Origin of the sequence: Kamptonema sp. UHCC 0994 (assembly GCF_029167235.1) — a bacterium.
In the GTDB taxonomy this organism is placed as follows: domain Bacteria; phylum Cyanobacteriota; class Cyanobacteriia; order Cyanobacteriales; family Microcoleaceae; genus Kamptonema.
The window spans coordinates 23,783-39,025 of the sequence record NZ_JARFTR010000273.1; the positions used below are offsets into that span (position 1 = coordinate 23,783).

General features: G+C 44.8%; 11 protein-coding genes and 1 riboswitch. Of the genes, 6 read left to right on the forward strand and 5 right to left on the reverse strand.

The window, feature by feature from the left end; all coding sequences use genetic code 11:
• The first annotated feature begins 19 nt into the window (after positions 1-19).
• The 3 genes from PY364_RS24210 (at position 20) to PY364_RS24220 (ending at position 3,285) form a co-directional block, all read left to right on the forward strand.
• Positions 20-1,795 (forward strand): ABC transporter substrate-binding protein, encoded by a 1,776-nt coding sequence (locus PY364_RS24210; protein WP_275570262.1) that lies wholly within the window; start codon positions 20-22, stop codon positions 1,793-1,795.
• A gap of 116 nt (positions 1,796-1,911) precedes the next feature.
• Positions 1,912-2,700: a nickel pincer cofactor biosynthesis protein LarB gene (gene larB / locus PY364_RS24215; RefSeq protein WP_275570263.1), complete on the forward strand. Its 789-nt coding sequence runs from the start codon at positions 1,912-1,914 to the stop codon at positions 2,698-2,700.
• A 354-nt stretch (positions 2,701-3,054) separates the two neighbouring features.
• Positions 3,055-3,285 carry a hypothetical protein gene (locus PY364_RS24220; protein WP_275570264.1) on the forward strand — a complete coding sequence of 77 codons (231 nt, stop codon included), beginning with the start codon at positions 3,055-3,057 and terminating at the stop codon, positions 3,283-3,285.
• 246 nt (positions 3,286-3,531) lie between these two features.
• Here the strand turns inward: PY364_RS24220 and PY364_RS24225 are convergent, their stop codons facing one another.
• A complete protein-coding gene (locus tag PY364_RS24225; protein WP_275570265.1) occupies positions 3,532-4,674 on the reverse strand; it encodes a histidinol-phosphate transaminase in 1,143 nt (380 codons plus the stop codon).
• 179 nt (positions 4,675-4,853) lie between these two features.
• Entirely contained in the window at positions 4,854-5,501 is a 648-nt protein-coding gene (locus tag PY364_RS24230; RefSeq protein WP_275570266.1) for a DNA-3-methyladenine glycosylase, read from the reverse strand.
• A gap of 20 nt (positions 5,502-5,521) precedes the next feature.
• Here PY364_RS24230 and PY364_RS24235 point away from each other — a divergent pair, with 20 nt between their 5' ends.
• The 3 genes from PY364_RS24235 to PY364_RS24245 all read left to right on the forward strand — a co-directional run bounded on the left by PY364_RS24235 (position 5,522) and on the right by PY364_RS24245 (position 7,844).
• Positions 5,522-5,644 carry a hypothetical protein gene (locus tag PY364_RS24235; RefSeq protein ID WP_275570267.1) on the forward strand — a complete coding sequence of 41 codons (123 nt, stop codon included), beginning with the start codon at positions 5,522-5,524 and terminating at the stop codon, positions 5,642-5,644.
• Between the two features lie 273 nt (positions 5,645-5,917).
• Positions 5,918-5,993: riboswitch (Glutamine riboswitch) on the forward strand.
• A gap of 35 nt (positions 5,994-6,028) precedes the next feature.
• A complete protein-coding gene (locus tag PY364_RS24240) occupies positions 6,029-6,406 on the forward strand; it encodes a DUF4278 domain-containing protein (protein WP_275570268.1) in 378 nt (125 codons plus the stop codon).
• A gap of 112 nt (positions 6,407-6,518) precedes the next feature.
• On the forward strand, positions 6,519-7,844 hold the full coding sequence (locus PY364_RS24245) for a glutamate-5-semialdehyde dehydrogenase (RefSeq protein ID WP_275570269.1): 1,326 nt from the start codon (positions 6,519-6,521) through the stop codon (positions 7,842-7,844).
• A gap of 30 nt (positions 7,845-7,874) precedes the next feature.
• Here the strand turns inward: PY364_RS24245 and PY364_RS24250 are convergent, their stop codons facing one another.
• From PY364_RS24250 to PY364_RS24260, 3 genes are all read right to left on the reverse strand, one after another.
• Positions 7,875-13,838 carry a PAS domain S-box protein gene (locus tag PY364_RS24250; RefSeq protein WP_275570270.1) on the reverse strand — a complete coding sequence of 1,988 codons (5,964 nt, stop codon included), beginning with the start codon at positions 13,836-13,838 and terminating at the stop codon, positions 7,875-7,877.
• 110 nt (positions 13,839-13,948) lie between these two features.
• On the reverse strand, positions 13,949-14,170 hold the full coding sequence (locus PY364_RS24255) for a DNA-binding protein (protein ID WP_275570271.1): 222 nt from the start codon (positions 14,168-14,170) through the stop codon (positions 13,949-13,951).
• 202 nt (positions 14,171-14,372) lie between these two features.
• Positions 14,373-15,155 (reverse strand): ABC transporter permease, encoded by a 783-nt coding sequence (locus tag PY364_RS24260; RefSeq protein ID WP_275570272.1) that lies wholly within the window; start codon positions 15,153-15,155, stop codon positions 14,373-14,375.
• Between the last annotated feature and the right edge of the window lie 88 nt (positions 15,156-15,243).

Here is a 15,243-nt window from a genome sequence, read left to right on the forward strand (position 1 = left end):
TGTAAGGTTGTAAATAATTATGATAACTTCTTCAATTCCTCATGTTTTACGTCGGTGGCTTCCTATCTTACTAGGAGTTATCATCGCCATCACTCTTTATTCATGCAGTCCAGCTCATTCTAACTTAGTAGCACGATTAGTAGTTCCTACACCAAGTGGGCCAGCAACTTTCAACTCTCCGCTAAATCAGTCAGCTTATGATGTTTTTGGCTATCTCTATGAGGGATTGCTCAATCAAAATGGCCTGACATCGAAGCTAGAACCCGGTTTAGCTGAATCCTGGGAAGTATCTAAAGATGGCAAGAAAATTGTGTTTACTCTGCGGGAAGGATTGAAGTGGTCAGATGGCGAACCTTTTACCACCGACGATATCATTTTTACTTACGATGGTATTTACCTCAATGATAAAATCCCCTCTAGTTTAAAAGACATTCTCAGAGTTGGAGTCAGTCGCCAATTTCCCAAGGTAAAAAAAATTGACTCGCGCCGAGTAGAATTTTCTGTAGCAGAACCCTTTGCACCTTTTATTCGATTTGCTGGCGGATTGCCAATTTTACCAGCTCATATTTTAGCAGAAAGTGTTCGTACTACCGATGCTGATGGAAAACCTCTATTTCTATCAACTTGGGGAACTAATACAGACCCCAAAAAAATTGTTGGTAATGGTCAGTATCGGATGACTAACTATACTCCAAATCAGCGAGTTATTTTAGAGCGTAACCCCTACTACTGGCGCAAAGATTCTCAGGGAAATTCTTTGCCTTACATTGAGCAAATTGTTTGGCAAATTATGGAAAATACAGATACTCAACTGCTGAATTTTCGCTCTGGAGATTTGGATACCCTTGATGTACAGCCAGAGGCATTTCCGCTGTTAAAAAAGGCGGAAAAACGAGGTAAATATACTATTTATAACGGCGGGCCGGACTCTGGGACTGTGTTTTTAGCTTTTAATCTCAATCAGGCCCGCAATTCTAAGAATAAGCCTTTGGTAGACCCGATTAAGTCTCGGTGGTTTAATATTAAGGAATTTCGGCAGGCTATTGCTTACGGAATTAATAGAGATGCAATGACGAACAATATTTATCGAGGTTTGGGTGCTCCCCTGCATTCCCCAATTCCGGTGCAAAGTCCCTTTTACCTTTCTCCAAAAAAGGGATTGAAAACTTATAATTACGATCCCAAAAAAGCGAAACAATTGTTACTTGATGCTGGTTTTAAATATAATTCTGAAGAGCAATTGTTGGATGCTCAGGGAAACAAAGTCAGATTTACTATACTAGCGTCTGCGGGTAAAAAGGTTCGCGAACAGATGGCATCACAAATTAAACAAGACTTAGGCAAACTTGGGATTCAAATTGACACGCAGTTTTTGAGTTTCAATACTTATGTAGAAAAGCTACGCTTGACACGAGATTGGGATACTTATTTGGGTGGTTTTACGGGTGGCGGTGTAGAGCCGCACGGCGGCTATAATGTGTGGTCAACTAAGGGGACTTTACACAGTTTTAACCAACCTTCCCAACCGGGAGAACCACCGATTAAGGGTTGGGTTGTTGCTGACTGGGAGCAAAAAATTGATGACCTTTACGTGCAGGCATCGCAGGAGTTAAATGAGGCAAAGCGCAAGGAGCTTTATGCGGAGACGCAGCGGATTTCTACTGAACAAGTGCCTTTTGTTTATATGGTGAATCCCCTGACTTTTGAGGCTGTACGCGATCGCATTTCTGGAATTAAGTATAGTTCTATTGGTGGTGCTTTCTGGAATTTGTATGAGCTGAAAATAATGGAATAAAATTGGTAATTGGTAATTGGTAATTGGTAATTGCTAAACCGAAGTAGTTTCACATTATGGCGATTGCTTCGCTTGGCTCGCAATGACAACTAACAACTAACAACTAACAAAAATTCATGGAATCTGAAGCATTACAAAATTTACTAAAAGCTGTTGCGGCTGGGGATATGAGTCCTGGCGTAGCTTTGGAAAAATTAAAGCATTTTGACTTTGAACAGGTAGGCGATTTTGCGCGAATTGACCACCACCGTAGTTTAAGAACTGGTTTTCCAGAAGTAATTTGGGGACAGGGAAAAACACCTGAGCAAATTGTTGAGATTATACAGGTGATGCGACCGCGCAATTCTGTGGTGATGGCTACTCGAATTACACCGCAGGTTTACGAGCAATTGCACCAGGAAATTCCTGATTTATCTTATTATCGAAATGCTCGAATTTGTGCCATTGTTCCTGATTTAGCAATCCCAAAAAATCCGGGAATTATTGCTATCCTTACTGCGGGAACTGCCGATTTACCTGTGGCAGAAGAGGCGGCTGTGACGGCAGAACTCTGCGGGTTTCAGGTACGCCGTCTCTGGGATGTAGGAGTAGCAGGAATTCATCGTTTACTGAGTCAAAGGCACGTTATTTCTGAAGCAGATGTGTTAATTGTAGTGGCTGGAATGGAGGGGGCTTTGCCTAGTGTGGTTGCGGGTTTAGCGAATTGTCCGGTGATTGCTGTACCCACAAGTGTCGGTTATGGTGCTAGTTTTGGCGGTTTAGCTCCCTTGTTAACAATGCTTAATTCTTGTGCTGCTGGTGTAGGTGTGGTGAATATTGATAATGGGTTTGGTGCAGCGATTTTGGCCTGTCAAATTCTGAGAACTGCTGGTCGATTGCGGGGGGTTGAGGGAGAGAAAGCTTAAATATATTTTGCACCCTATAATCCTTATCCAGCAAGACTTAGAGCGAATGTATGTTGCAATAAAGTATTTTGTTACACTGACAAATAATGTGCGTTCTGATACTAATAGCTTAATCTTATGTAAAGAAAAATGAGATTTTAGTCAAGATATTTATCCGAATATTAAGCAATTTGTAACTCTTATGACAACTTGTGTGTTCTTACTTCTGTTATTACCATATTCAGCTATCTTAGAAATATAAAATAAAGATTAAGCCGAAAACCCTACTCGTTATGGGGGGCTGACGGCTTAATATCACCAGTTTCTTCTCATCCAAGTACCTTGGATGAGGATTCACGATTTTCGGAGGTTTTTATGACTCCTACCATGTTACGCCAGCTCTGGTCATTAGTTGAAACCACTCAGGCCAATGTCCTAGTGACGCTAGATGATGACACTCTCGCACAGTGGTTGCTCAAGCAGTTCAAAATGAATTCCGCCATCAATGGCAACGAAGCTGAACTTTTGAATCAGTATATCCAGTCTCGGCTATCGCTGATTCGGGATCTTGCGGCTGAGCGTTTAGGAGCGGAGCCGTCTGGCTAATCATCAGGTATCGTGGCTGAAACCAGGGTAAGGGCATTAAAATGGCTAAAAGCTCCAATTTCTGAGGCTTCAAAGCAGTTGCACAGCGTATGCCTCAAATTTTATGGTTGGATAATTGCACAGTTGTATTTTTACTTTTGTCCAAAAATGTAGGACGATAATTATGGCGATCGCGAATTGATTTAAGAGGGAAACCTTGCGATCTCTCAGCCTTGCGACTTCGCGATCGCAACTACCACAACCATTTTAAAGCATTCCTTCAAGTCGCTCAATAGTTCGCTGATTTTCTGCGGGAGTACCGACGGTAATTCGCAAACCTCCACCTGTGTGCCGAATTAGAGTACCTTGGGCTTTAAGTTTCTGCATCAAATCTTGATGTTGTTCATCTATATAGTTAGTGTCATCACTTTTAAGTCGCAGGTAGATAAAGTTAGCCATACTTGGCCATACTTGTAATTTTGGGTGCTGACTAAGAGTTGCAATTAACTTGCTTCGCTGAGCTAAGGTTTCGGGAATTGATGATTGCAATAACTGCCTTTGAGCTAAAGCAAATTGAGCGGCAATTTGAGAGAAACTAGGGAGATTATAAGGCAAACGGATTTTTTCAAGGGTGGCGATTAGTTCGGGATGTGCGATCGCATATCCTACCCTCATAGAAGCTAACCGAAATGCTTTAGAAAACGTCCGTAAAATTATCCAATTAGGATGCTGCTGCAATTCGCCAGCAAGAGTAGTTTGGCTAAATTCAAAATAAGCTTCATCAATTACTACCAAAATATTATCTGGTAAACTTCGCAGCCAGTCTAACTCATTTGGGGTTAAAATATTGGCAGTAGGTGAATTGGGATGAACTACAAATACTACCCGCACTGGCGGATTTTGAGTCTGTTTAATTATTCCTTGGGCTGCTGCTAAATCTATTTCAAAGTTTGCCTCATTTCGCCCTACACTCACCACAGGAATACCGAGGGTTTGAGCGAGAATAGCATACATTGAAAAGGTCGGATTAGCAACAAAAATCGAACCTTCTCCCCGCAGACAAGTAGCAATCAGCAATGAGCGAATTAATTCGTCAGAACCATTACCAACTGAGATATTATCTATGGTAATTAAAGAATTTTGAATGGGAGTAATTGATTCATTGACGTATTCTGCGATCGCCGCTTTAAGCGCTGCGTGGCCACCATCAGGATATCGATTTGTCTCAATTAACTCCTGGTAGTTCCAACCTAGCTTTTGTTTCAACTCATCAGGCAGATCGTAGGGACATTCATTCGTGTCTAAGCGATCGAGAGCAATCTCAGACTTCTCTGGTTCCCCAGAAGTGCCACCTGGATGAGGGGTATAAGCAGTAAGTTGTGCTAAATCTTGGCGGATAAATGGCAGCATGACAACAATATTTATTTTGGTAATTCACAATGGATAATTAACACCTAATAATACTATAGCAACCGCCAAGACGATGAGGATAGATATCCGTAACGCCGCCCTCGCTTGCGGTGAATTACCGCCCAGAGGGCGGCGTTACGTAAGTTCACACGAGAAATAAAATTGCCCTAATAATTTAGTTAAAACTTAGACACGGCTGCACAATTTGCTATATACCATCGCCAAGGCAAATCAACACCTTTAGAAATACCGATCCGCGTTGTTTGGACGATTGCGATCGCACCTCCCTCTACAGCTTCTTGAAATTCTGTGTTCCGATGTTCTAACCATAGCCCTTCTCCAGCACGTAAAGGCAGACCATTTAAACTAGAATTAATCTGAAGTACGCGGCAAAGTTTCCCTGGGCCAGCAGCAAGGCGATCGCGAAGCCGCCGGTTTCCGGCATCGCGAAGCCGCCGGTTTCCGGCATCGTGTTTTAATTGTTGATATCCTTCTGGAACTGACTCTAATTGTAAAGCTCGAATCAACACAGCACTACCAACTCCTTCCAAATCGGTCACAATATTGAGACAGTGATACATACCGTAAATCAAGTATATATAGATTGTACCCGCTGGCCCAAACATCGCCTCGTTGCGAGGAGTACGACGCAGGTAAGCATGACAAGCTGGATCTCCAGGTGCGTAAGCTTCTGTTTCCACGATCGCACCCCGAATTATTTCACCATTAGGAAAACGCCGCACAAGGGTACAACCTAGCAAATCAGGCGCGACATTGGGAGATGAACGCGCCAGCCAAGAAGAGTTTACAATCTGAGTGTCAATCATCAAACAGAGGAAGCTCAGTTATGGATGTCAAGTTAGTTTTAGCAGCCTTGACCGTTGTTTTTACCCTGGGTTGTCTGTTCTTCGGCACGAAAAATGGATTTTATGACAGTGACAACTATCACGGTAACGGCTCTGCTCATTAAATCTGGGACTTGATTGATTAGATATCTCTAAAACTCTGATCCTGTCTCGACAAAAACCTCAAATTTGGTCGATGTCTATTTTTAACCGCCGCCTGACTCAGGCGGCGGTTAAGTTTTAAGGATTTACCCACTGTTCATGTAACGCCGCCGTCCCGGCGCTATCTTTACCACCGTCCCGGCGGGGTGACGCTAATCCTTTGAATTGTTAAGTTTTATTAAAGACTTGACATTTGGCGAAAAAACAGTAACAATGAATACAGTAAAGAGAAATAAATCGTTCATCTTAATTGCCTCTAGTTGATAGAGGCGAACGAGACGGAAGTAGGGACAACTCCCGAAGGAACGCGCCTCAGTTCACCTAATTGATAGAAAGAGGCGAAGACCATGAAACTTCAATATCGCGGCATTAGTTACGAATATACTCCTCCCGTAGTTGAAACCGTTGAAGGTAACGTAGGCGGGAAGTATCGGGGTTTAGATTGGCGGTTCCGCAATCTCAAGAAAGCTCCAATATTGCAACCGAGCGTTAACTTGACCTATCGCGGTGTAAGTTATAGCAATAACCCAAGTGCGATCGCACAGAGTCAAGAAGTCGTTGCTCAAGCAGATCCGACACCAGTTATGCCTATTTCAGAGCAAGCTCGCTCCCTGATGATGAATCGCGATCGCGCCGTTAAGAAGCGCCATCAGTCGATGTTGAGCCGTTTAGCTGCTGAAGTTGGATTAAATATCAGCCCTTCAGAATACTACAACCAAGTTTAACAACTTGTTTGTTAGAAACTCCATAAACCTAAAAAAGTACCCCACAAGGGTACTTTTTATTATCAAATCTATATCATAGAATTCTAGCACCAATTAAATCACTTTAAATTTTATGACTATTTCTCAAGTTGCATCCCGTTCTCTGATTGAAATTGCCACCCAAACCCGCCAAGCTGCGCGATCGCTAGCCGTATTATCTACTGAGGCAAAAAATCAAGCCATCGAAGCGATCGCGCAAGCCTTAGAAACCGCAGCCCCCGAAATCTTAGCAGCCAATACCGCTGATTGCCAAGCGGCTGAGGCTGACGGCATTGCGGGGCCACTATACAATCGGCTGAAGTTGGATGTAGTGAAATTGCAAGGCGCGATCGCAGGTGTTAGAGATGTGGGCAAACTTGCCGATCCTGTCGGTGTCGTCCAAATTAATCGCGAATTAGACCAAGGCTTAATTCTCAAGCGCGTAACTTGTCCTTTAGGCGTTTTAGCGATCATTTTTGAAGCCCGCCCAGAGGCATTAATTCAAATAGTCTCTCTAGCAATTAAATCTGGTAATGGCGTAATTCTCAAAGGCGGTAAAGAGGCGATCCGTTCTTGCGAAACCCTAGTAAAAATCATTCATCAAGCATTAGCAAAAACTGCCGTTAATCCCGAAGCAGTCCAGTTACTCACCACGCGAGAAGAAACCTTAGAACTGTTGCAATTAGATGGCTACGTTGACTTAATTATTCCCAGAGGTTCTAACTCCTTTGTGCGATTTGTCCAAGAAAATACCCGCATTCCAGTATTAGGTCACGCCGAGGGAATTTGCCATTTATATGTGGACAAATCCGCAGATTTTAATAAAGCCGTAGAGATTGCCATTGACGCTAAAACTCAGTATCCAGCCGCTTGTAATGCCATTGAAACTTTATTGGTTCACAGTGCGATCGCTGCTGATTTTTTACCCATAGTTGCCCAAGCTTTAGAAACTGTAAAAGTTGAATTATTGGGAGATAAAAAAACCTGTGAAGTTCTGCCTATTCTAGCTGCAACCGAGGCAGATTGGTCAACAGAATACAGCGATTTAATTCTCTCAATTAAAATCGTCGATAGCTTAGAATCGGCAATTAATCACATTAATACCTACGGTTCTCGGCACACCGATGGAATTGTGACTGAAGATATAGAAGCCGCAGAAATATTTTTAAATCAAGTCGATGCCGCTGGAGTTTATCACAATTGTTCGACTCGTTTTGCTGACGGCTTCCGCTATGGATTTGGTGCAGAAGTGGGAATTAGCACTCAGCAAATGCCACCTCGCGGGCCCGTAGGTTTAGAAGGGTTAGTCACATATAAATATCGCGTGGTTGGCGATGGCCATATTGCGGCCAATTATGTTGGGAAAGATGCGAAGGAGTTTACTCATCGGGATTTGTATAGCAACCGCCAAGGCGGTTAGGGGCTAGCCCCTAGCCCCTAGCCCCTTCTTCTAGCCCCTAGCGATAACAGCCAAATTCGCTAAGACCGCTACTAATTGCTCCGGCTCAACAGGTTTGGCAATATGAGCATCAAAGCCTGCGGCCAAAGCTTGGGATCGATCTTGTTCCCTCGCATAGGCAGTTATAGCTAAAGCTGGCAAATGTTCTCCCTCAAAAGCTTCCAAAGCTCTCACCTTACGGATTAGTGAGTAGCCATCCTCAATCGGCATTCCAATGTCGCTGACCAAAATATCTGGCTGCCAACCCTCCAAAACTGCGATCGCTTCTCCCACCGAAGCCACTGCGATCGCAGTGGCCCCATACTCTTCTAGCAAAGCTACCAAAAACTCGCTAGTGTCTGTCTCATCGTCAACAACTAAGACTTGGAGGTCAGAAAGTTCGTTAGAGGATGGAGTCTCAGCACTGGGTAGAGATGCGGTTGTTGGCGAAATTCCCACTTCGCGAGTCTCAATACCCTGTTTGAGGGGTAATCTAACTGTAAACGTCGCTCCTTTGCCTTCTCCCTCGCTCTGGGCGCTAATAGTACCACCATGCAGTTCCACCAAGTGGCGGGCGATCGCTAATCCCAGCCCTAATCCGCCGTAAGACCTAGTTACAGAGCCGTCGGCTTGTAGGAAGCGTTCAAAAACATAGGGTAAAAACTCAGCAGAAATGCCTTTTCCAGTATCACGCACGGTCATTTCAACTCCCCCATGTCCCCCATCTCCCCATTCCCCAGTCTCTAGCCTTAGTTCCACTTCAACTTGCCCGCCGGCAGGGGTAAACTTGATCGCATTAGAAAGTAAATTCCAGATCACCTGCTGAAAGCGCTCGGCATCGCCCCAAGCCAATCCCACTGCGGGGTCAACGAAAGCATCGATCTCAATGGACTTAGCTCCTGCCATTAAACTCACAGAATTCATCGCTACTTCGAGCGTCTCCACAAGGTCGAACCAGCGGACGTTCAAGCACAGTTTCCCTTGAATAATCCGGGAAACATCTAAAAGGTCTTCAATAAGCTGCTTTTGCAATCTCGCCTGACGCTCTATAGTTTCCAGAGCGCGAGCAGTTGTGGTTTCATTAAAGTTGCGGCTACGGAGCAATTGTGCCCATCCCAAGATGGCATTCAGAGGCGTGCGGAGTTCGTGGGAAAGAGTTGCTAAAAACTCATCTTTCATGCGGTTTGCGGATTCGGCTTCGGCCCGTGCGGCGCGTTCCCGATCGAGTAACTGCGCCCGTTCTGATTCCGCTCGCTTGCGATCGCTAATATCAGCCACAATCGACATACAGTTAATATTGCCCTTAGCGTCGTACACGGATGTTGCCCACAAGCCAATCTCAACTGCGGAGCCGTCCTTCTTTTGGCGGCGAGTTTCTAAACCCGTGAGGGGAAATCCGTCCCGAATTGCTTTCAGGTTGGCTTGGAATTCCTCTTGCTTATCTGGGGGGACAGAAGGAAGGAAACAACCTTTTGCTTCCTGTTCGCTCCAGCCGAAAATCTTCTCTGCGGCTGGATTCCACATTTTTACTGAGCCGTCTTCGGCGCTAAAAACTGTAATCCCCAGGGGACAAGCTCGAATCAAGGTTTTGAGGGTTTGGTTAGTTTCCATCAGCGCTTCTTCGATGCGCTTGCGATCGCTGATGTCTACGTTAACGCCGATCGTTCGTAGCGGTAAACCTTGCTCGTCGTTGAAGGTCGTAGCTCTCAGGGCAATCCACCGTATGCTGTTGTCAGGGCGGCAGATGCGGAATTCAATATCTAATTCTCCACCTGAATTTGCGACTTTGGCAATTTCCTGTTTTGTCTTGGCGATGTCGTCGGGATGCAGCAGTTGCGTCCAGTTTTCGTATTTACCTCCGAAACTTCCTGGTTCTAACCCGTAGAGCGCTTCTAACTCTTGCGTCCAGGTAATTTCACCAGTTTGGACATTCCACTCAAAAGTGCCGATTTTGCCAGCTTGCTGAGCTAGTTGCAGCCGCTGTTGATTATTTTTCAGTTCCGCTTCCACTCGCTTGATCTCAGTCATGTCGATGTAGAAGGCGATCGCAGTTTCTTGCTCAGTAAAAGGTTCAGCCAGCATTGCGCCGCCAATGAGGATGGGGACGCGGCTACCATTTTTGTGGATATACTCTTTTTCAAAAGATGCTGTTACTCCGGTGGTGCGGAGTTCTGCGATCGCGATCTCGTCGAGATACAATTGCTCCGGTGGCGTTAGCCGATCCCAACGCATTTGACCTGAGAGCATTTCTTCGCGAGTATAGCCGACCATCTTTAAAAGCGCTTCATTGGCATAAGTAATCTGACCGTGAAAATCGCCGATCGCTACACCGAAGACGTTAACCTCAAATAGTCTGCGGAAAATTGCCTCGCTTTCTCTGAGCGCCCGTTCTGCTTTTTTGCGTTCGGTGATTTCCTGCATCACCTTAGTCACGCCTAAAAGTCTTCCCTCGCTGTCGTTAACGGGGTAATAACTAACTAGCCAATCTCGGACAATTCCCCGCTGCTGCAAGGTTTCGGCTTGAATTTCCAGGTCGAGAATGGGTATGCCAGTGGCGATGACTTGATGGTAAAGGGGCTCTAGCAAATCCGCAAGTTCTGGGATTACTTCTCTAACAGTCCGTCCCAAGTGTTGGGCGATCGCTCTACCATTAACAGCAGCTAGGTACTCATTAATCCGCACGAAGCGTAAGTTTATATCTACAAAGCACAGCCCGACTGGAGTGGTGTTATAAACGTGGTTGAGTTCTGCTAACTGGCGCTGGACTCTAGCTTCGCTTTCCCGCAGGGCTTGTTCTGTGCGCTTGCGTTTGGTGATGTCCTGAAAGTACACGGCGAGGCCATCACTCCAAGGATAAGCCCGCGCCTCGAACCATTGCCCGGAGCCGTTTGAGGATATGGCTTCTACGTGGATGGGGAGCTGTTGAAACATAGCTCTGTGGTACTGTTCGTAGAATGGAGAGCTTGCTGCATCGGGGAATTTCTCCCAGATGCAAGCGCCGAGCAATTCTGCTTTCGGCAATCCTGTCATGTTCAAGAAGCGGGTGTTAACGTAGGTGAATTGCCATTCTTTGTTAACAGTAAAGAAAGCATCGGTGATGCTTTCGAGGATGTTGGCTATTTTCTTGTTGGCTTGGCGCTCGGCGGCTTCTGCTTGTTTGCGATCGCTGATATCTAAAACAAAGAATGTTCCTCGATCTTTGCATCCCTCGATCAAACCTCCCCCGGCTAAAATCGGGATGCGGCTGCCGTCTTTGCGGATGTATTCTTTTTCATAGGGCGTGCAACTACCGTTTGCTTGGACTTGAGCGATCGCTTCTGCATCTAAGGGCCAGTATTCCAGCGGCGTGATATCTTTCCAGCTCAGAGCAAGTGAACGCAATTCTTCCCTCGTATAGCCGATAATTTTCAGCAGAGCATCGTTAGCATCGGTAATTTTGCAGTCTTGCTCCCAAAAACCAACTCCGATCGTATTAGACTCAACTACGCTGCGAAACCGCGCTTCGCTTTCTCGCAATGCTGCTTCTGTCCGCTTAGCTTCTGTAATTTCTGTCAGAATCACGCCAACTCCCAGAGTCTCCCCATCTTTAGCTTTTACAGGGTAGTAATTGCCCAACCAATACCCGAATTGTCCCGGTGTTTTGTTACATTCTCCGGTAATTTCGACGTTGAGCAAGGGTTCTCCACTGTCTAATACCTGCTGTATCGTATCCCCAAATCGGGCGGCGCATTTGGGCAAGATTTCGTGAAATTTTTTACCCAAGTGCTCGCCTGGGGGAAAACAGTTGAGTTTTGCAAGTACCTCATTGACGCGGAGGAATCGCATTTCTCTATCTAGGAAGCAGATTCCTAGAGGAGCAGCTTCTAGGAGTGCGTCAATTGAGGCGAAGGACTCGGCCGCTTGAGCTTGAGCTAACTGTGCTTCGCGGTAAAGTTGGGCGTTATCTACGGCAAGTGCGATGCGATCGGCAAGGTCTTCTAGCAATCTTAGGTCTTCTGAATTATATCTGCGACCGGCCTTGGTGGTGACGAAGGTAATCGCGCCTAATACCCGTCCCCTTGTGGTTAGGGGTACGGACAATTGAGAGCCGAGTTGGAGCGATCGCAACATTTCTAGGTGTGTGCTATCCTGTGCCGCTGCCACTAAAATATCATCAGTAATTTCTGGAATCAGTTCTGGCTGTCCCGTCCGCATTACTAATCGATAGCCCTGAATTGCGTAGGCCTTGCCAGCCGTAGGCATCGCCGGAGTTGGGTAGCGCTGCTCTAACTGTGTGGACAAATCGACTTTTGAGGGTTCTACGTGAGTCGCCGCCAGCCGCCGCACTGTCCCGTCTGTTTCTGCGATGTCAATATAGCAGCCATCAGCAAGGGTGGGAACTGCTAATTCTCCTACATTTTTGAGGGTGGTTTCCCAATCGAGGGAGGAGGAAAGCACTGCACTTGCAGTTGCCATCAATGCCGATTGTTGTTCTGATGCTTCTGCTTTTACCCTAGCCGTTTGTTCGGCAATCAACTGAGTCCGCTGAGCTTCTGCAAGTTTTAGTTCGGTAATATCGCGGGCTACTACTAAAGCGTATTGTATTGAACCATCGCTGTCAAATTCTGGAACTATTCGCGACTGATAGGTTCGCATTCCTTCGACTGTAGGAGCTTGGTATTCTATTGCTTGTTCAGCTCCTGATGCGAAAACTTTGAGGAGAGTTTCATCCCAAAGTTGGCACAAATTTGGCGGCGCACCTAGTTCTTGATTTGTTTTGCCAAGGAATGCTGCTGCTGGCATTCCCATATTCTTTTCTACGGCAGGATTTACATAGATATACCGCAGTTCTTTGTCAATCCGAATGATAATATCAGGGGTGTTTTCTACAACTGCTTTGAATTCCTGTTTACTACGATATAAAGCTTGTTGAGATTCTACGCGGTAGGTAATATCTTCTAAGGTGCCAACATGACCGATAATTTTGCCAATATCTGAGAACATTGGAGCGGAACAAATGCGAACCCAGCGCACGCCTCTCTCAGCAGTTAAAAAGCGAAATTCGTTTTTGTATTCGCGGGGAGAGTTGGTGTAAGATGACCACTCTGCAAATACGCGATCGCGGTCTTCTGGGTGAATAGAAGCGCACCAGCCATATCCTAAACTTTCCTCAAAATTAAATCCACAAATCGCTTGAAAGCTAGGGTTTGTATAGGTACATTGACCTTGAATATCGGTCATAAAAATGCCGGCAGGCGAAGAGGCGCTTAAGCAGCGAAATCTTTCTTCGTTTTGCCGCAGTGCTGCTTCTATTTTCTGTCTTTCTGCCACTTCTGTTTGCAGAGCTAAGTTAATTTGACTCAATTCTGCTGTGCGTTCTATAACGCGGTTCTCCAACTGGCTATAAGATAAAGATAGTGATTCTTCGGCTGCTTTACGGTCGGTAATGTCTAAGCCAGTTCCTATTACATATTCAACCTTACCGTCTTTGTCTAAAATGGCTGTATTCGACCAATAAATCAGCCGACTCGATCTATTTCTTGTTTGCCAGAAATTTTCATTATTCGAGGGAAAGCTACCTGCGACTAGGTTCTCAAAAACTTTTTTTATTGATTCTATTTCTTCAGGAATTATCAACAAATCCCAAATATATTTACCTTTAACTTCATCGTGAGAATAGCCAGTTGTTTTCTCGCAAGCTTGGTTAAAACTAACTATGCGTCCTTCCCGATCTAATACTACGATCAAACTACCAACTGTACTAATGATTTTTGAGATAAAATCTCGTTCTTTATCGAGTTCTGATTGATTCCATTTTAGTCCTGACTTTATACCCACAAACCAAGCGCTAACTATTAAAACGGGAACAAAGAATAAAGCAGGGGTCTCTTTGAGAGTGGGCCACAGCAGAATTGTCATAAGTAGTGCAGTGCCTAGAGCTAAAGTCGTAATGAAGTAGCGTTTGATTGGCGAAGATAGCGCTTGAATTGTACTCATTGGAGACTGATGACTGATGACTGGATTGAGAATTAGGAATCCCGATAAATATTTTTAGGTGATTGTATTATTGCTGAATACACCAAATATTATTAGCAAATTTGGCTGTCTCAAATACTAATAATTTCAGTCACTAGAGGCTGATCTTTATCGGCAATTCCTATTTTTTTACCCTGTTGTTTTGCATCCACTACTACTTCCATTAAGGCAATAGCTCTACGAAATACTTCTGTTTTGGTACCGCCTGTCTTGTAGGCAAGAGTTTCTAATGCTTCGTTGACTTCTGGCGAAACTACAAAATTTAAGCGAACCTTTACTTTGTCTCCGTTCATAAAAAAAAGTTCGGTAAGTGGGAATTGCCTAGAAAGAGGTACAATTGATATGTATTTTTTATGTAATAAAACATAAGTTTTTTGGACTTGGCATCTATCTTAAGGATGATTTGAGGGGAGGAGGGGGAGATGGGGGAGTGGGAGATGGGGAGGTGGTAGGTTGGTGTAGCGAATTCAAACCCAACTGTTAGTTAATCCGTTATTAACTAGAAGCGCTGGTATAAAAACGTAGGGCAAATCGCCAGAAAAGACAGGAAGCTAAAAAAAGTGCGATCGCTAAAACTCCAGCCCCAAAAATCCACAATATTTCCCCTCTACCAAGTAGGGTTTCTGCGGGTACAGTAGTTAGGAAAGCGACGGGTACAACAAAGGTGAAAAAGAAACGGTAAGCTGCGGGATAAGCCGCCATCGGATATCTACCTGCTTCTAGCAAACCCCTGAGAACTTCAGTGATATTAGAGATTTTGACAAACCAAATACTCATCGCGCCTAACATAAACCACAAACTATAAAGGCTAATCATACCAAATGCCAGGGGTATTACACTCAAAATACAATTTATCGGCCCGATCCCTAGTTTGCCGGTTGAGTAGACTAACACCACAATTCCAAATACTAAATCCGGTATTCCCCAAGGAGAAACAGTGCGTGCTGAAAGCCAAAATTGGGAACTAATTGGTTTGAGAAGTACGAAGTCAAGAGTGCCTTGTTGAACTTGATCGACGATGCGGTTGAGGTTGGGTACAAGGAAGATTGCAGAGAAGCCTTGAAGGATGGTAAATATGCCGAGCACGACTAGGGCTTCTTCCCATGAATAGCCCGCGAAGGTGTAGCCAGTACGATAGAATAGGAACAGTCCAAATAAGCTGCCAATAAGGTTTCCGATGCTACTGAGGGCGGATAGAACGAAGTTAATGCGATACTCTAGTTCGGCTGCGATCGCGGTACTCCAAAATAATATAATTACGTGAAGATATCTTTGCATATTTTAATGAGTATTAATACATAATCCTATCAATGATAAATAGTTACGGATAATTTGTAACGCCGCCCTCTGGGCGGTTCATTTACCG